The organism is Limosilactobacillus sp., from assembly GCF_040772465.1.
In the GTDB taxonomy this organism is placed as follows: Bacteria; Bacillota; Bacilli; order Lactobacillales; family Lactobacillaceae; genus Limosilactobacillus.
On sequence record NZ_JAXGYB010000002.1, the window covers coordinates 222,394 to 238,497 of the forward strand.

At 42.6% G+C, this 16,104-nt stretch carries 18 protein-coding genes; 5 read left to right on the forward strand and 13 right to left on the reverse strand.

Features of this window, described 5'->3' with window-relative positions; all coding sequences use genetic code 11:
• Nucleotides 1-132 precede the first annotated feature (132 nt).
• From AB3114_RS03035 to AB3114_RS03065, 7 genes are all read right to left on the reverse strand, one after another.
• Entirely contained in the window at nucleotides 133-600 is a 468-nt protein-coding gene (locus AB3114_RS03035) for an HNH endonuclease (protein WP_367341786.1), read from the reverse strand.
• A 54-nt stretch (nucleotides 601-654) separates the two neighbouring features.
• Nucleotides 655-1,002: a phage head closure protein gene (locus tag AB3114_RS03040; protein WP_367341787.1), complete on the reverse strand. Its 348-nt coding sequence runs from the start codon at nucleotides 1,000-1,002 to the stop codon at nucleotides 655-657.
• 542 nt (nucleotides 1,003-1,544) lie between these two features.
• Nucleotides 1,545-3,068, reverse strand: coding sequence for a phage/plasmid primase, P4 family (locus AB3114_RS03045; protein ID WP_367341788.1), 1,524 nt, complete (start codon nucleotides 3,066-3,068; stop codon nucleotides 1,545-1,547).
• A gap of 15 nt (nucleotides 3,069-3,083) precedes the next feature.
• Nucleotides 3,084-4,019: a hypothetical protein gene (locus tag AB3114_RS03050; protein WP_367341789.1), complete on the reverse strand. Its 936-nt coding sequence runs from the start codon at nucleotides 4,017-4,019 to the stop codon at nucleotides 3,084-3,086.
• A gap of 13 nt (nucleotides 4,020-4,032) precedes the next feature.
• Nucleotides 4,033-4,290 (reverse strand): hypothetical protein, encoded by a 258-nt coding sequence (locus AB3114_RS03055; protein ID WP_367341790.1) that lies wholly within the window; start codon nucleotides 4,288-4,290, stop codon nucleotides 4,033-4,035.
• Nucleotides 4,291-4,418: 128 nt separating this feature from the next.
• Entirely contained in the window at nucleotides 4,419-4,631 is a 213-nt protein-coding gene (locus AB3114_RS03060) for a hypothetical protein (RefSeq protein WP_367341791.1), read from the reverse strand.
• Nucleotides 4,632-4,832: 201 nt separating this feature from the next.
• Entirely contained in the window at nucleotides 4,833-5,177 is a 345-nt protein-coding gene (locus AB3114_RS03065) for an excisionase family DNA-binding protein (protein WP_367341792.1), read from the reverse strand.
• Nucleotides 5,178-5,268: 91 nt separating this feature from the next.
• Between AB3114_RS03065 and AB3114_RS03070 the strand changes: the two genes are divergently transcribed.
• The 3 genes from AB3114_RS03070 to AB3114_RS03080 all read left to right on the forward strand — a co-directional run bounded on the left by AB3114_RS03070 (nucleotide 5,269) and on the right by AB3114_RS03080 (nucleotide 8,438).
• Entirely contained in the window at nucleotides 5,269-5,910 is a 642-nt protein-coding gene (locus tag AB3114_RS03070) for a helix-turn-helix domain-containing protein (RefSeq protein ID WP_367341793.1), read from the forward strand.
• A gap of 58 nt (nucleotides 5,911-5,968) precedes the next feature.
• Entirely contained in the window at nucleotides 5,969-7,090 is a 1,122-nt protein-coding gene (locus AB3114_RS03075) for a tyrosine-type recombinase/integrase (RefSeq protein WP_367341794.1), read from the forward strand.
• A 190-nt stretch (nucleotides 7,091-7,280) separates the two neighbouring features.
• Complete coding sequence (locus tag AB3114_RS03080; RefSeq protein WP_367341795.1) at nucleotides 7,281-8,438, forward strand: hydroxymethylglutaryl-CoA synthase; 1,158 nt, start codon at nucleotides 7,281-7,283, stop codon at nucleotides 8,436-8,438.
• A gap of 70 nt (nucleotides 8,439-8,508) precedes the next feature.
• Here AB3114_RS03080 and AB3114_RS03085 read toward each other — a convergent pair whose 3' ends face one another.
• The gene (locus AB3114_RS03085) at nucleotides 8,509-9,114 is read right to left on the reverse strand and encodes a DUF308 domain-containing protein (protein ID WP_367341796.1); all 606 of its coding nucleotides are present in this window, start codon (nucleotides 9,112-9,114) and stop codon (nucleotides 8,509-8,511) included.
• Between the two features lie 96 nt (nucleotides 9,115-9,210).
• Between AB3114_RS03085 and AB3114_RS03090 the strand changes: the two genes are divergently transcribed.
• The gene (locus tag AB3114_RS03090; RefSeq protein WP_367341797.1) at nucleotides 9,211-9,516 is read left to right on the forward strand and encodes a hypothetical protein; all 306 of its coding nucleotides are present in this window, start codon (nucleotides 9,211-9,213) and stop codon (nucleotides 9,514-9,516) included.
• Entirely contained in the window at nucleotides 9,498-9,944 is a 447-nt protein-coding gene (locus tag AB3114_RS03095; protein ID WP_367341798.1) for a nucleoside 2-deoxyribosyltransferase, read from the forward strand. Before AB3114_RS03090 ends, AB3114_RS03095 begins: the two co-directional genes overlap by 19 nt.
• Before the next feature lie 67 nt (nucleotides 9,945-10,011).
• On the opposite strand, the gene AB3114_RS03100 is transcribed toward AB3114_RS03095, so the two are convergent.
• The 5 genes from AB3114_RS03100 to obgE all read right to left on the reverse strand — a co-directional run bounded on the left by AB3114_RS03100 (nucleotide 10,012) and on the right by obgE (nucleotide 16,066).
• On the reverse strand, nucleotides 10,012-10,530 hold the full coding sequence (locus AB3114_RS03100; protein WP_367341908.1) for an adenine phosphoribosyltransferase: 519 nt from the start codon (nucleotides 10,528-10,530) through the stop codon (nucleotides 10,012-10,014).
• A gap of 19 nt (nucleotides 10,531-10,549) precedes the next feature.
• Nucleotides 10,550-12,865: a single-stranded-DNA-specific exonuclease RecJ gene (gene recJ, locus AB3114_RS03105; RefSeq protein ID WP_367341799.1), complete on the reverse strand. Its 2,316-nt coding sequence runs from the start codon at nucleotides 12,863-12,865 to the stop codon at nucleotides 10,550-10,552.
• A gap of 78 nt (nucleotides 12,866-12,943) precedes the next feature.
• A complete protein-coding gene (locus AB3114_RS03110) occupies nucleotides 12,944-13,777 on the reverse strand; it encodes an SDR family NAD(P)-dependent oxidoreductase (protein ID WP_367341800.1) in 834 nt (277 codons plus the stop codon).
• A gap of 15 nt (nucleotides 13,778-13,792) precedes the next feature.
• Nucleotides 13,793-14,722: a ribonuclease Z gene (gene rnz / locus AB3114_RS03115; RefSeq protein WP_367341801.1), complete on the reverse strand. Its 930-nt coding sequence runs from the start codon at nucleotides 14,720-14,722 to the stop codon at nucleotides 13,793-13,795.
• 24 nt (nucleotides 14,723-14,746) lie between these two features.
• Nucleotides 14,747-16,066 (reverse strand): GTPase ObgE, encoded by a 1,320-nt coding sequence (gene obgE / locus AB3114_RS03120; protein ID WP_367341802.1) that lies wholly within the window; start codon nucleotides 16,064-16,066, stop codon nucleotides 14,747-14,749.
• Nucleotides 16,067-16,104: the final 38 nt, after the last annotated feature.

Genomic DNA, 16,104 nt, shown 5'->3' on the forward strand with positions numbered 1-16,104 from the left:
ATAAATACGAATAAATATATAAAATAAGCACTAATCTATCAACGATTGGCGCTTTTTACTTTGTTTTGAGAGCTTTTTAAAAGAACTTGGGCAGATGTTCCGGCTCTTTTTGGCCTAACCCATGCCCCCGGGTTAAAAATATTTTTGGTGTTGTCGTGCTTGTTGTCGCTCTTTGATTTCTTTTTGTGTTTTCTGCCAGTGATGTTTTGCGCATAATGGTTGTAAATTGTTCATATCTAGCCGTTTTGACCAGTCCTTGCGTATCGGTACAATGTGATCAGCCACGTCAGCCTTCCTCACAATGCCATGTTTCAAGCATTCAATGCACACTGGATTGTTTTCTAAGAACAGTCGCGACATATGTTTCCATGCTGTCGTCTTATAGAATTGTTGTGCTTGGCTTTCATCACTTGCATACATTCGTTTGTGGTATATCTGCTTGTTCGTCAAATGCTTCTCACGTGTTTGCTGTTGTCGTTGGGCTTCATTGTAGTATGGTTGCCTAGCTTGCCGCTTGTGCATCTCAGCGTGGATCTGACAGTAATCAGTGTCCATCGGTATCGGTTTATTACAACCAGGTTCTTTGCAAAGTTTCATCATTGATAATCATCTCCATATAAAAACGGCCAGCCAATTGACTAGCCGTAATAATGTTTATTTCTCTGCTAACTTATCCGGTAACAGTTGTGGTTGTGACTTATCACGAACCAGCGTTACCGTATCAAAGGCGTTTACCTGGTCATCACTATTGATCGCGCTAATCTTGTAAACCACGCCTTTGTATCGCACTAGGATCTTCTTGTCATTGACCTGTGGATTGTGTCGAATCACAATAACTAAGTCAACATCAATATCAGTCCCTAAGTTACTATAAGTCTGAGTTTGTGTATTTGTGTATTCACCGCACCACACTTCAAACTGTGGTACAAAATACTCATTGCTTGAGCCTAAGTTTCTATTCGGTACGCTCTTAGTTGTACCGAACAGCGCACGCTCTTTCATTCGGCTAATATCATACTTAAGCATTATCCGTCACCTCATCTTGTGGTACTGAGTAAAATACGATTACCGAATAATGAATAATTGATCTAACCACTGCTGTCGAATATTCAACTTTATGAACATAGATACAATTAACGTTTACCAACCACTTGTTTAATCGGTCGCGTAATAGACCAAGATATTGTGATTGAAATGCCTTTACTTGATATACTCCCATTTTGATAACCTCATTTCTTTACCCCACCTGTGGACGTAATTAAGGCGTACACGGTTGGTGTGTTTTGTACAGTTAGTTAAGTGTACATGTACAGTTTTTCTGTACGTTTTTATTACTGTCATATCAACGTTTCGATGATGTTGTACAGTTGTACACTTTTTTCAACTGCTTTTTATATTCTTTTCTTACTTTTACTATTTTTTGCTTCTTAATATATAAAACTGTACAAGTGTACAAAAAGGCTACATGCACTGATATATCAGTATTTATAGCTGTACAGTTCACTGTACACTTTTCAATAATGTACAGTTAATCTTTCTGTACATTATTCTTTAATAAAACAAGTCGGGTTCGGCTTACTGAATGGGTCTTGAATATTAATGTGTCCTATTCCGGCTTCTTTGCATTGCCTATTAAAAGTCATGATCTTAGTCTTTTCATTTTCAGAAAGTCGTGCTTTGCTCTTTCTATATTCGTTGCCTAATGTGTCCAGCATTCGGCGATTAAATTCTCTTGGCTTTTTCGTAGGCTCATAGCCATTACATGTGCAATAGCTTTTATACCAGTTAAACGCTACATCTGTTGGAATACGGTCGATTTTACCAGCATCAAAAATATCAGTCTTAAATGCTACATATGAATCGTTAGTTGCTTCAAAGTCCTGTTTGAGAGCTTTAGATTTAGCTGGTTCAATAAATGTGTTGAAATCAGGAATATTTAATGCTTTATAAAGTATGTACTCCCGGACGTCTTGGCGTTTCAAATACTTGTTTTTCACATCTTGATTTTCATTACTGCCAGTAAAATTAGCTTTAAACGGTACTAAAACCAACCGGCGCATTGTGCCACCTTTTTTGCCAAACGTTGGCATGGTGTTGCATGATTGAATAATAGTAGTGTGTAAGCGGGTGTCATATACTGGTTGCATTTTAGGCTCAATAGTAACCACGTCACCGGTAACAACACTGTTAAAATTAGAAGTATTTTCAATATATCCGTTTTGAATATCGTCACCAATGCAAACCGTCTTACCATCTAAAGGTTGAAGTGCGAACCGCTTTTCAAATTCATCAACTTTTAAATGGGCTACGTTATCATTGCCAACAAGATATTGAACCATGTCCTGAAAAGTACCCTTACCATTGTTGCCACGAATGTTGCCAACCAAAAAGAATGCTTTATTACGTGTACGGTTACCATTCAGGGCTTCGTTGATAATCTGCCAGAAAAGTTTAACTTCTTCTTGGTCACCACTAGCAAAACGATCTAACATTTTGTCAACTGTCCACCCATAAATGTTCGGAGACTTTGCGCCTTCAACATAATTGGTGTTGACCTTGGTTAGGATAATGTGAGAGTATGAAAATGGTTCTAGCTTCTTGGTTTTTAGATTAAATAGACCATTACCCACAGCAATATATTTGTTATCCTCTTCTTTAAGAGCCCTATAACGCGCAAAGTTACGGAGCCAATAAATTGCATTATTGGCTTGGTTTTCGGTTAAGTAAGGCTCAAAGAACCCAAGATATCTTTTTAAAATACGATAATTTCTTGAATAAATGCCTTCCACAGGGTTGTAAAATGCAATTCGAACATTTTCAGATTTATCTAGCAGATAAAAGTGAAAGCAACTTCTGAATGTTGATGCAACCATAGCAGGGGTTAATTTATATTTTTCGTCGCCCGCTTTAAGATCAAAATTAGTAGCATCAAGAAACGCTCGCCGTACTGCTTTACATTTTTCTTTAAGGCCATCTTCATTGTTAAAATGATTTTTTAACTTAAGTTGATCACACAAAGAATTGTATATGTCCCATAATCTTTGAAGCTCTTTATTTTTTTTATCCATTTACCTACCTCCCATCTATTGAAAATTAAATTTGTATGTTGGCTCTGGCTGTTTAGCGGCAATGGCACCGCTAATTGTCATTTCGCCGTAAGTCTGTTTCCCGCGGTATTCGTTCCATTTTGGCCGATATAAGGCCGAATGACGTATCATCCAGTCGATCAACTGCGGACTTGCTTGCCAGTATGCTAATGTGCAACATACGCGTTCATCGCGCTGGCTACGATCGTCATGGTCAGCGTAACCGTGAATCAAAGCTCTTAAATTGTCTTGATCATAAGCGCTTAACGAATTTTGCTTAATCGTTAGATATAAAGCATTCGCTGCGTCACGAAACCGTTTATTATCTTCTGCCGATAACTGATTAGGCGCCTTGATATTGACCCTTGTCTTCACCACCTGTGAACGTTCCCCAATCATTTCATGGTGTAGTTTTAAATACTCTGGATCGGTTAAGTGCTTGATTGTTGATACCGTGACACAATCACCAGTCATAGCAATAAAACGTTTGTTGCTGTACATTTCTTTATTGTCGTGGCGTTTAGGCAATTTACTTTGTTCGTTAGCATGAAAGAAGTAATGTAGTCCCTTGCCAGACTGGCTAACTTCACAATAAGTGCTTTTTAAAATTGCCGGTGTGGTATGCTTGGCCCTAACTTGTTGAACCTGAGCCGCTGTTAAATTGTCTATATCTAGGCAAGCCCAACCATTACCAAGCACAAAACCCAGGCCAGGGAAGCGGTCATGGTGCCCGTAATTCGTCCACAGGTGGTAAGCATCATGGAATGATAACCAGTTGTTAGGATCTTCCGCATTAATTTCACCATAAGGTTTAGTGAGACGGTAAGGCACTTTTTTGTCATGCTTGTCCTTTTCTGGGTTTAACTTAATTTCCCAGATAATCCACCGATCGGCATTCTTCATTTCTTGTGGTATCTTTTGTGCATCAAACATAAACCTTCACCGCCTAATCTAGTGTTTCGGAAATGCTTTTAGCACGTTCCCGAATACCAGCGATTAAAGCATTCAATGCCTCTTTACGATTAAAAAGCCCGTAAGCAGCCAAGAAAGCCTTATCTTTTGGAACGCTGCTAAAATCTTGCTTATTAACACAGTGCGTAACGTCTTCGATTAAATCGCTTAAGGCTTGCGCATATCCAATTAACATACAGTCATCGGCATAGGCGCTGTCAATTAAATCTTGTAATTTCTGTGTTTCTTTCATAGTTTTAAATTCCTCCATTTTCTGCTATAATGGAAGAGAATTCAATAAAGATAGGGGAGTCTATTGTTGGTGGTTCATCAATAGACTTTTTTCTTTACCGAATTCTCTTGATATACGTCATTACCGGGCTAGTCGCCAAACTTTATGCCGGTAATGACTTTTTTATTATTTTTCAACAAATCACGATAATTAAGCAGCCCTTCGATTGTTTCATTTACAAGTTGCAAACGTCCAAGCCTTTTTCCATCAACAAACACTGTTCCGTTTCCTCGCAAGGCATTCAGATTTTCTGACGCATCATTTAATAAAGCATTTTCAATAGCAATATCATCTTTGTTCATATTTTTACCTCTCTACATTGTCATAATTGCAACATCTAATAACAGAATTACGATTGGGCCAAACGTTACCAGATATGCGAACACCCGCTCGTCTGGGCTAGTTGACCAAAATGCCAAGATACTTTGATCTAATTTCCGTAACATCGCTTTCACCTCCCTTCAAAATTCATAACTCCCTCACATATCCTTCCGTGCCTGGATTTATTTAGTTGCCATGAATTTGTCTAGGTCATTACGATTAAAACGGTATGTTCGGCCAATTTGTTTATATGGCACGTCTTCACCGTCTCTAATCCACATATCAAGTGTATTAGGAGCAACGCCTAAATATTTTGCCGCTTGTTTTTTAGACATATACGTAGGTACATTTGTGCTAGTGTCTTTTGCTTCATTAATCGCATTCACAACAGCGGCTTTAATTGCTTTGGACAATTCAGGCGGCAATTCAATCTTTGTTGTGAATTGTTCCATGATTTCACTTTCTTTCTTTACAATAAGTGCAACTAATATGCAACTTAACCCCAAATAAAAATCATTGGTGTGCAACTAATATGCAACCTCTGATTGACTTAATCATACAGCAGCAATAAAATGAAGTCAACAACTAATATGCAACTTTTTTTTAAGAGGTAAAGTTATGAATAAAATCGAAGTGGGGCAACGTATAGAAAATATAAGAAGACACTTAGGAGAAAATCAATCACAATTCGGCGAGCATTTTAACATTAATAAAGGTTCTGTATCACGCTGGGAAAATGGCAAAACATTGCCTAGTGCTGATAAGTTAAAAAACATTGCTGATTTAGCCAATGTCTCAGTCAATTACTTGTTATATGGTAACCATTTGACCGTAAAAGAAACCCAGCAACTTCTAAACAAACGTGAAAGTGGTCAGGAAGTAAGCGCTACTGAGAAGCAACAAATTAATGAAATACTTTTGGACACGTGGGGGACTGTTCAAAAACAAATGAACAATTCTCAGCGTGTTCATGGTAAAAGAATTAATAAACAACTTGAGATTATTAAAAAAAATCCTATTGATCCATTCAATATTGAAACATTAGCCAACTTTCTTGAATTGCTTAATAGAATTAGATCACATGGAACACAAAAACAACAATTAGATTTAGAAGAATTAATTTATAATTTAAACCAAATATCCGCCGGCAAAAAGCCTTATACCAGCGACAATAAATCACAATTACAAAAAGCGACACTTGATTTAGCTAAAAGTTTTCCAATTAACTTGAAACATAAAGCATTGTTCAATAATAATTAGTCATAACCCCTTCACATATCCTTCCGTGCCAATGAGCTGAGCGAAAGGGGTATAAATTATGGCTTCTTACTACAAGTATCAAACTGCTAAGGGTCAACGCTGGTATGTTAAATACAGCAAACCTAATGGCAAACAATCATCAAAGCGTGGATTCAAAACCAAGTCCGCAGCGCAAAAATGGCTGAGAACGTATATGGTCGATATTGACCACTACGGCAATGCTGAGAACATGACGATTACTTTTGCGATAGTCTATAAAAAGTGGCTCCCTGCGTACGCAGAAAGCGTTGTGGACACAACAGCACATAAGACCAAGCAGATATTTAAAAATCACATTTTGCCCGCCTTAGGATCTTACCCTGTGGCCGATATTTCGGTTCCACTACTTCAACGGTTGGTCAATCACTGGGACAAAATTTTAGTAAAAAATGACTGTGCCTTATATACAAACCTTGTTTTAAGGCGTGCGGTTCAGCTGGGCTATATTCACACAAACCCAATGAATAGCGTTATTCAGCCAAAGAAAAAAGCCCGGCCAGCTATCAATAATTACTTTAATCAGCAAGAATTCAAAGAATTTCTTACTCATATTAAAGCAGATTATCAACCAGACAATCCACGGGCTTTTATGATGTTATGGTTAGCAGCGGCCACAGGTATGAGGCGTGGCGAAATACTAGCCTTGGAATGGAACTGTGTCGACTTTAAACACAATGTTATCCAGATTAAGCGTTCGCTAAAACGAGCTACTAAATCTTATATTGGCAGTCCTAAAAATAAATCGTCAGTAAGAAAAATAGCTGTTGATGAAACCACCATGAATTACCTCCATAGATGGAAACATCAACAGCACAAACTAATGATCTATTTCAATTTTGATACCTACAAGATTAAGAATCAACTGGTTTTTTCGACTTATCGCAAGAATAAACCAATGCCCGAAGCAGCAGCTGATAAATACATTAACCATATTACCAAGAAATATGGCATGAAACACGTTACCTTCCACGGTTTGCGTCATACTCACGCCACCTTACTTGTTGAGCATAATACCAACGTCAAGACAGTTTCCGAAAGGTTAGGGCACTCTTCAATGGAAACAACTTTACGGGTATATGTTAACATGGATAAGCAACCGAATCATAAGGTTGCGAACACCTTTGAGAATCTCATGAATTGACTTTCTCAAATTGTTCTCAAAAAACGCTTTTAAAACGATTGAGCAGACGCTCAAATCATTGATATATCAACGTTTATAGAGGGTTGAGTATATATTACCTGTACTCTCCTCTTGTTTCAGCTTCAAAACGTTGCTACAGTAACGTTTTGGGGCTTTTATTTTACTTTCTTTGTACCATGGAGGCCCTACAATGAACATTGGCATTGATCAATTAGCATTTTCAACAACCGACTACTACATCGACATGGTTGACTTGGCTAAAGCCCGCAACGTTGACCCTAATAAATACTTAATCGGGATTGGTCAAAGCAAACAAGCAGTTGTTCCACCAACACAAGACGCTGTAACACTTGGTGCATCAGCGGCAGCTAAATTATTAACGCCAACACTTAAAAAGGAAATCACAACAGTCTTGGTTGCAACAGAATCAGGTGTTGATAATTCTAAAGCGGCAGCTAGCTACGTGAAGCACTTGTTGGATCTCCCTGATTTCATTCGAATAGTGGAGATCAAGCAAGCCTGTTATGGTGCCACCGCTGCACTGATCATGGCAAAGGGTTTAGTTGCATTAAATCCACAAGAAAAAGTACTCGTGATCGGCACCGATATTGCACGCTACGGAATTAATACACCCGGTGAAGTCACTCAGGGTGCCGGCGCTGTAGCGATGATCATTTCAACTAATCCCCGCATTTTGAAATTAAACCAAACCTCAGTCAGCTATTCAAAGGACATCATGGATTTTTGGCGTCCTTTATATTCAGAAAATGCCATGGTGGATGGTCATTACTCAACGCAGGTTTTCATTGACTTTTTCAAGAATTGCTTTGGTCGTTACCAGCAGCAAACCGGTATGCAGCTAAATGATTTTGATGCAATCCTCACCCACCTGCCATTCACCAAAATGGCAACAAAAGGGCTGAACGGTTTGCTGGGCGATCGCGATGATAAAGTAGCTCAGCGTTTACGCACTTCATTAAAGGCCAGTCAAGTCTACTGTCGTGAAGTTGGTAATCTCTATACCGGTTCACTGTATTTAGGGTTAATCTCATACCTCCAAAACGCCCCACATCATGCTGGTGAATTAATCGGCCTCTTCTCTTACGGATCAGGTGCTGAGGGTGAATTCTTCACCGGAACGCTCCAACCTGGTTTTGCCAATCAGATCAATGATGTCCAAAATGACCTAAATCAACGCCAGAAATTATCGATCAAACAGTACGAAACGATGTTTAACAATCAACTAGGCTTGCAGGAAAAAGACATTCAGTTCGACACGAGTCATGATAAGAGCCACTTCATTTTGACTGGTCAAAAGAATCACCAACGTCAATATCAAGTGAACTAACAAGGCTTGACTACAGAAAACAATAAAGGAGTCGGAGAACAGTTCTTCTCCAACTCCTTTTCATTTGCTATCACTTTTGTGTAAAGTCATAGCTAGTCTTACCATCTTTAGCAGTATATAGTGTCGTATTGCTACCCGGCTTCATCAGGCTGATTGAGTAACCACTGCCTAAACCAGGCTTAATCTGCGAGGAAGTCTTCCGAATGGACTTGGTTAAATTTGACCAACCAATTTGGCTGCCCTGATCAGGGTTTTGGACAAGGTAATTCAAAGCCTTTTTAGTGTCTGAATTAGTCGGTTTGATCTTGTAAGTCTTTGTAGAACTATCAAACTGCACGTTGCCCATTTTGCTGTAACCCTTTTGCAGCTGCCGCAAGATATACATTTCTTTATTGCTTTGGTCTTGACCATTATTAGTCGTCATATTTTGTTGATTGGAAAAACTGCTTAAACTGCTAGCGTTAGTCCGCTGACTTGTTTGACTGCTCGAAGCAGTGGACGACTTATTGCTGTGGTGCCAGACTGGCAAACGCCAGATACCAATCACCATCATCGCTAAACTGATCACGACCATAAATGTTGGCCATTTCCAAGTGCGATACTCCATCCATGAATTAGCCAAATAAAAACCACTCAGGATTAACATTAACCCACCAAATAGCGCCAAAAAAATCATAAAATCATTTCTCCTCAGTTTTTATCATTAGATCTTATTGTCGCTCAATCCAGCTTTAGTTACAATAGTTATATCGGTTTTAATAAGGAGGTTCGTATGGGAAGCCTGCATTCAGTTTATCTTATCAGTGCTGTTCGCACACCAATCGGTAAATTTGGCGGTTCATTGTCATCACTATCAGCAGTCGAACTCGGCACAATTGCTGTTAAAGCAGCCATTCAACGCGCCAACGTCAAAGCATCAGCAATTGGTACGGTTTACATGGGCAACGTCATTCAAGCGGGGAATGGACAAAATCCTGCTCGTCAGGTCGCAATCAAGAGCGGGATTCCATATCAAACGTCCATAAACAAGTATTCCAACAACGGAAAGGATTTATTACAATGGCAAAAATATACTTAGCTGGTCCCTTTTTTAGTGATGAACAAATTAACCGCATCCACCGGGTCGAGGCAGCATTAAAACAAAATACGACGGTCGATAGCTTTTTCAGTCCAATGGAAACCAACACAACTGACAACGAAGGCAAACAGGGAACTCCAGAATGGGCCCGCCTGGTTTTTGAACTGGATACTAAAGAAATTGACAAAGCTGACGTCATCTGCGCTGTCAGTGACTTTACCAACCAAAATATGGACTCAGGGACGGCTTTTGAAGTTGGCTATGCCAATGCCACCCGCAAACCGATCGTCGTTCTCCAAGAACTGGATGAACCGTTGAACCTAATGATTGGCCAAGCACTGCGCTATTACACGAAGTCGGTAAATGACATTGCAAACTATGACTTCAATGCTTTACCAAGCCGGCCTTATACAGGCAAGACATTCTAATCGTTTTTCGAATAGACGAACAAAGGCAACCGGGACTTTTTCCGGTTGCCTTTTTGATTAATTAATATTAATACTGCATCAATGTCTTGATGTCGTAATCCTTCAACTTATCCCGGCCGTGCAACGCCGTCAATTCAATTAAGAAGGCACAACCGACAACCTTACCGCCTAACTGGTGGACTAAGTCAATGGTGGCGCCGATTGTCCCACCGGTAGCTAGCAGGTCATCGACTACTAAAACACGTTGGCCCGGCTTGATAGCGTCATACTCCATCTGTAAAGTAGCAGAACCATATTCCAAATTGTACGTGGAGCTGACTGCTTTACGTGGTAACTTGCCTTCTTTACGGGCTGGAGCATAACCAACGCCTAATTCATAAGCAATTGGGCATCCAACGATAAAGCCCCGTGCTTCTGGGCTCACTACCATATCCACCTGCTTATTAATCGCATAATGGACAATTTCATCGGTTGCTGCCCGGTAAGCTTCCCCATCCGCCATCAACGGAAGGATGTCACGAAAGATAATTCCCTTTTCGGGAAAATCCGGAATGCTTTTCACGTACTTCTTATAGTCTAGGCTCATCTTGTTAGCGTCTCCTTGTCTAATCATTAGTTAGGTGTTTTTCGACCCACTGAAGCAATGATGCCGAATTGCACTGTAACAGTGTTTTTTCAGCGTCAATCTTAGCAACGCGCTGTTTAAAATGCGGTTGCTGGGTCAGGTCAGTCCGCGTCGGTTGAGTAACTAAACGCAAAAAACCACTCTCTATTGTAACAAATCCAGCATCTAAAAACACGTTTACCATAAATTTAACTAAATGCTCATTAAGTCTTAATGCTTGTGATAAATTTGTTTGTGCAGCTGGCCATTCCAGCTTACCCTGCTTTTGCAGTAACCGGAATAATTGCGCAAAATTCTGTCGTCCAGGCATCCCCTCAGATGCCACTGATCGACTATTCCATAGCAGTAAGCGAACTGCCTTGGGAATAGCAGAGCTGTGCAAGTCAGCTGCTAGTTCATTCAGGCTCGGTGGACAATCAACTACCGTCAACTTACGCCCCGCAAAGTCCATTTGGCGGGCTTGCTGTGGCGTTAGCAGTTTTCCTTGAATGTGGCCAGCAACGTTTTTGCGCAAGCGGTCTCCGTAAATAAGGTAGTCCCCTTCTTCATCAAACATCTGCGGAGTTAGCTGTCGCGTTCGGGCATCAATGACCGTCGGTTGCTGAATGTCGATGTCCTTGAGCATCAACTCGCAGCTGCGCTTTCCTTTCCATTCGTTGATGCCCAGGGTTACTGCCAACTTGACTTTTCCAGGTTCTGCTTTACGTATGGCAGGGATCAACGTAGCTTGGTTAAAAGCCACAACGTTCAATCGCTGTTCCGAGTCAGCGACGGACAGACGAAGGTGCTCATTGCCCTTGCCCATTGCCCGTGCTTGTTGGACAATAGCTTGCTTTAAGACAAAAACGGGTTGCGGATTACCAGGGCCAAATGGCGCCAGGCGGTTCAGCTGTTCACTTAAGGAGAGGTTAATCTCTTTCGGTGCCAGCTCGCCATCAATTACCAATGGCTGTTTAGCATTTTCGTCAAGTCCTTGATCAACAGCAGCTTTTTCCAATACATCAGCAATCGCATTAGCTTGCTCCGGTTGAAAAGAAAGACCACAAGCGGCTGGGTGGCCACCAAAACTGACCATCAAATCACGGTGGGCATTCAAAGCCTGAAAAAGGTCAAAACCAGCTGGTGCTCTTCCGGAAGATTTCACAACATCTTCCCCGCTGTTGATACTGGCAACAATCGTCGGCTTTCCTGTCGCTTCGACGACCCGGGCAGCTGCGATACCCAGAACCCCCTGGTGCCAATCCTTGCCACGCAGCAATAAAGTTTGTCGTTGCCGATTGTTGGGCAACTGGGCCTGTTTTAAAGCGGAATCGGCAACAACTTTCACGAGATCGCGACGTTCCTGGTTAGTTTCATCCACATGTTTTGCCAGTTGAACCGCTTTATCCGGGTCGGGTGTAGTGAGTAACTCAACTCCCTCGTTTGCGTTAGCCATCCGTCCCAGCGCGTTCAATCGTGGTGCAAGCTGAAAGCCGATGTCTTCGTCACTCAATCGGCTTTCGTTGATCCCAGCCAGTTTCACCAGTTCGTGAATTCCTGGCCGCGCACCAGTCCGCAGTTGCTGAATGCCCGCGCTAATCAATGCCCGGTTCTCACCGCTAACGTCAACGACGTCCGCTATTTCGCCGATAGCAACGAGATCTAACAGTTCAGGTGGAAACTCTTCTAGCAGTTGCCAAGCGACTTTGAAGGCTACGCCTACACCAGAAAGGTCCGCACCAGCATATTCATCTCCTGGATAGTGAGGATGAACAATTGCATAAGCATCAGGTAACTGGTCTGGTAATTCGTGGTGGTCAGTGATAACGACGTCAACACCCTTAGAATTGGCAAAATCAATGGCTTCCTTGCCAGAAACCCCATTATCCACCGTAATCATCAATTGCGTTCCAGCGTCGATCAAGCGCCGGTAAGCATCAACGTTGGGACCATAGCCATCTTTAAAACGGTCCGGGACGTAGTAATTCACTTTAGCACCGACGGTTAAAAGCGTCTCATACATCAACGAGGTACTGGTAATCCCATCGGCATCATAATCACCATAGACCGTAATCTGCTCATCATTAGCTAATGCCTTCTCAATTCGCTCCACTGCCTTATCCATATCATGCAGAGAATCAGGTGCCAAAATATCAGACATTTGTGGGTGGAGAAACGCTTCAGCATCTTCGACGGAATGACAACCCCGTTGAACTAAGATTCGTGCTAACACAGCGGGCAGTTCAGTTGCTTTGGCAATTGATGATACTAACTCTTCATCGGTCTTCGCTGCTGGTTGCCACTGGTAATGAGACATTGCCGCTAATCTCCTTTCATCACAACGAAACGGCCCTGATGAATTTCACCATGGCCGTTGCAAATTTCAACAAAACAGTTATAAGTTCCTTTTGTCTTGTTGAAAATCAAAAATTTTCTTAATAGTCCAGTCACCCAATCCAGGAATCAGCTGGTAAACCCAGCTCAGAATTGCCGTATAACCAGGAACGTTAATCTCACGAGTCTTATAACCGACATTATCCCAGACAGTCTGAGCCAGTTGGCTAGCACTAATCATCATACTCTTTGGCAGGTGTGAAAGGTAGTTGCCACTCGGATCAGCTGCTTTAAAGAAATGCGTATCAACCGGTCCTGGGTTAACGGTCAAGACCTGGATACCGTAATCGGCAACTTCCATCCGCAAGATGTTTGAAAACTGGATAACTCCTGCTTTCGTCGCGGAGTAAGCTGCCGCGTTGGGTGTCGGAATTTTGCCAGCCAATGAACCGATGTTAATGATAGCCCCGTAACCCTGATCCATCATTTCTTTAGCTACAGAACGGCTCAGGTACATGGTTGCTAGCAGGTTGACATTTACCATCGTCGCCATAGATTTTCGTGGCTGATTGACGACTTCTCGCATGTCGCCCAGACCTGCAGAATTGATCAACACATCGATATCCCCGACTTCATGCCGAACCTTATTTAACATCCGGTCTACTGCGTCCGGATCGGTAACATCACACTGGAAAGCAAAAGCCGGTCTCCCGGAGAGAACCAGACAGCGCTTAGCTACTTTTTCCAGCCGGTCGAGGTTACGTGCAACCAGCACCACGATTGCTCCCCGGTGTGCAGCTTCAATCGCTAGCGCTGCACCAATCCCACGAGATCCGCCGGTAATCAGGACTTTTTTATTTTTCAGTTTTCGTAGTGATTTGATTCGCCGTAACATGAAGATGCCTCCTGTCTAGCCATGGAAAGGAATATCGATGTCGTCAAAATCATTAACGACCCGCGTGTTAGGAAAAATATCGCGGACTTGATATGCCAATTGATATGCGACTTTGCCAGTATAACGGGCCGAGATATGGGTTAACAACAATCGTTTGGCATGAGCCCGTTTTGCCAATTTAGCAGCCTGTTCGCTGGTCGAATGGTAGTAACGATGGGCCATTTTCTCTTCACCCTTGGCAAAAGTGGCTTCATGCACCATCACATCCACGTTCTTCGCCAAGGCCACCGTATTATCCACCGGACGCGTATCACCCATGATAGCGACAATCCGTCCAGACTGGGCTGGCCCAATGAAGTCGTGACCATCGATCACTCGACCATCATCTAAAGTAACTTTTTTGCCAGCTTTTAGCTGCCCGTAAACTGGACCGGAAGGAACTCCTAGCTTCTTTAGTTTGTCGACCAAAAGCTCTCCGGGGTGGTCAGCCTCGACAATCCGGTAGCCAAAACAGGTGATTTTATGATCCAGTGAGCGCGCATAAACACTGAAAGTCTTATCTTTAAAGACCAAACCATCATGGTCAATATCGACAAATTTCAGCGGATAAGATAAACGGGTTCCGGAAACCTTTAATGATGTCATCACAAAGTCACGAATGCCATGCGGACCGTAGATGGTCAGTGGCCCCGCATTACCTTGAAACGATCGTGAACTAACCAAACCAGGCAAGCCGAAAATATGATCCCCATGCAAATGAGTAATGAAGATCTTTTCGATTTTGCGCGGTCGAATCGACGTCCTTAAAATTTGGTGCTGGGTAGCTTCGCCAACATCAAAAAGCCAGACGGCATTACGCTCGTCCAGTAACTTCAACGCCGTACTAGTCACATTACGCTGCTTGCTTGGTGAGCCAGCACCAGTTCCTAAAAACTGCAGTTCCATAGCAAAATCCTACTTTCTAAACCATTACTGTACAAATTCAAAGGCGAAGTCCTTGATGCGGACAGTATCGCCATCTTTAATTCCTCGTTTTCTCAGGGCTTCATCAACACCCATTCGCCTTAACTGCCGGGCAAAGCGCAGTTGACCTTCCTGGTGATCCATATTGGTCATTACCAGCAATTTTTCTAGCTGTTGGCCAGCGACAACCCAGGTGCCATCATCATCACGACTAATTGTAAAGGCTGGTGCAGTCTTTGACCCTTCTGGAGCGGGATGAAATTCAGTTGTCGCACTCTTTTCATCGTGTCCTTCCGCATCAAAGGCGGGTGTCTGGTCGAGCAGATCTGCAGTGGCTTCCATCAGTGGTTTGACCCCTTGGTGGGTGACAGCAGAAATCGGGAAGATCTTGACATTTTGGTCCAGGGTATGATCAGCAGACAACTCTTGCTTGAAATGAGCTAAATTATCAGCTGCGTTAGGCAAGTCCATCTTCGTTGCCACGATGATCTGTGGGCGTTTCAGTAATTGAGGATCATAGCTCTTCAGCTCGTGGTTAATGGCGTGAAAGCGTTGAATTGCTTGTTCTTCATCCTGGCTGTCCATGGCAATCAAGTGTAAAAGCACCCGGGTGCGTTCGATATGCCGCAAAAACTTGAGGCCTAAGCCAACACCCTTCGAAGCCCCACTAATCAGGCCAGGCATGTCAGCCATGGCAAAATCGCGGCCATCATCGAGCATCACCATCCCCAAATTCGGAACCAAAGTGGTGAATTCATAAGCCGCAATTTTCGGTTTGGCACCGGTCACTACCGATAGCAAAGTGGATTTACCAACAGATGGAAAACCAACCAAGCCGACATCGGCCAACATCTTTAATTCCAATTGGAGATGACGCCCCTCACCGGGTTCGCCGTTTTCAGCAATTTCAGGTGCAGAATTACGAGCAGTAGCAAAGTGGACATTACCACGACCCCCACGGCCACCACGAGCAACGACTAGTTCCTGACCTTCCTTCGTCAGGTCACCCATCACCTGTCCACTGTCGAGATCCATAACGGTGGTTCCTGCAGGCACGGCAACTACCATGTCGTCAGCAGCTGCGCCGCTCATCTTTTTGTTCATCCCGTTTTGACCGTTCTTGGCCTTAAAAATTCGGTGATAGCGAAAATCCATTAATGTTCGCAGGCCGGGGTCAACACGTAAAATGATGCTGCCGCCACGGCCACCATCACCGCCGTAAGGGCCGCCCATCGGAACGTACTTTTCGTGGCGGAAAGATACCATCCCGTCACCGCCCTTACCGGCGTAAACTTCAATTTTAATTTGATCCACAAAGGTATTCATTATTAGTCTCCGTTCAGTTGATAAAACTAGTATAGGCG

What these genes read in the sequence shown, in the direction of transcription:
- AB3114_RS03035 (WP_367341786.1), bottom strand. Translation starts at nt 600, where the DNA reads ATGATGAAACTTTGCAAAGAACCTGGTTGTAATAAACCGATACCGATG.
- AB3114_RS03040 (WP_367341787.1), bottom strand. Translation starts at nt 1,002, where the DNA reads ATGAAAGAGCGTGCGCTGTTCGGTACAACTAAGAGCGTACCGAATAGA.
- AB3114_RS03045 (WP_367341788.1), bottom strand. Translation starts at nt 3,068, where the DNA reads ATGGATAAAAAAAATAAAGAGCTTCAAAGATTATGGGACATATACAAT.
- AB3114_RS03050 (WP_367341789.1), bottom strand. Translation starts at nt 4,019, where the DNA reads ATGTTTGATGCACAAAAGATACCACAAGAAATGAAGAATGCCGATCGG.
- AB3114_RS03055 (WP_367341790.1), bottom strand. Translation starts at nt 4,290, where the DNA reads ATGAAAGAAACACAGAAATTACAAGATTTAATTGACAGCGCCTATGCC.
- AB3114_RS03060 (WP_367341791.1), bottom strand. Translation starts at nt 4,631, where the DNA reads ATGAACAAAGATGATATTGCTATTGAAAATGCTTTATTAAATGATGCG.
- AB3114_RS03070 (WP_367341793.1), top strand. Translation starts at nt 5,269, where the DNA reads ATGAATAAAATCGAAGTGGGGCAACGTATAGAAAATATAAGAAGACAC.
- AB3114_RS03075 (WP_367341794.1), top strand. Translation starts at nt 5,969, where the DNA reads ATGGCTTCTTACTACAAGTATCAAACTGCTAAGGGTCAACGCTGGTAT.
- AB3114_RS03080 (WP_367341795.1), top strand. Translation starts at nt 7,281, where the DNA reads ATGAACATTGGCATTGATCAATTAGCATTTTCAACAACCGACTACTAC.
- AB3114_RS03085 (WP_367341796.1), bottom strand. Translation starts at nt 9,114, where the DNA reads ATGATTTTTTTGGCGCTATTTGGTGGGTTAATGTTAATCCTGAGTGGT.
- AB3114_RS03090 (WP_367341797.1), top strand. Translation starts at nt 9,211, where the DNA reads ATGGGAAGCCTGCATTCAGTTTATCTTATCAGTGCTGTTCGCACACCA.
- AB3114_RS03095 (WP_367341798.1), top strand. Translation starts at nt 9,498, where the DNA reads ATGGCAAAAATATACTTAGCTGGTCCCTTTTTTAGTGATGAACAAATT.
- AB3114_RS03100 (WP_367341908.1), bottom strand. Translation starts at nt 10,530, where the DNA reads ATGAGCCTAGACTATAAGAAGTACGTGAAAAGCATTCCGGATTTTCCC.
- recJ (WP_367341799.1), bottom strand. Translation starts at nt 12,865, where the DNA reads ATGTCTCATTACCAGTGGCAACCAGCAGCGAAGACCGATGAAGAGTTA.
- AB3114_RS03110 (WP_367341800.1), bottom strand. Translation starts at nt 13,777, where the DNA reads ATGTTACGGCGAATCAAATCACTACGAAAACTGAAAAATAAAAAAGTC.
- rnz (WP_367341801.1), bottom strand. Translation starts at nt 14,722, where the DNA reads ATGGAACTGCAGTTTTTAGGAACTGGTGCTGGCTCACCAAGCAAGCAG.
- obgE (WP_367341802.1), bottom strand. Translation starts at nt 16,066, where the DNA reads ATGAATACCTTTGTGGATCAAATTAAAATTGAAGTTTACGCCGGTAAG.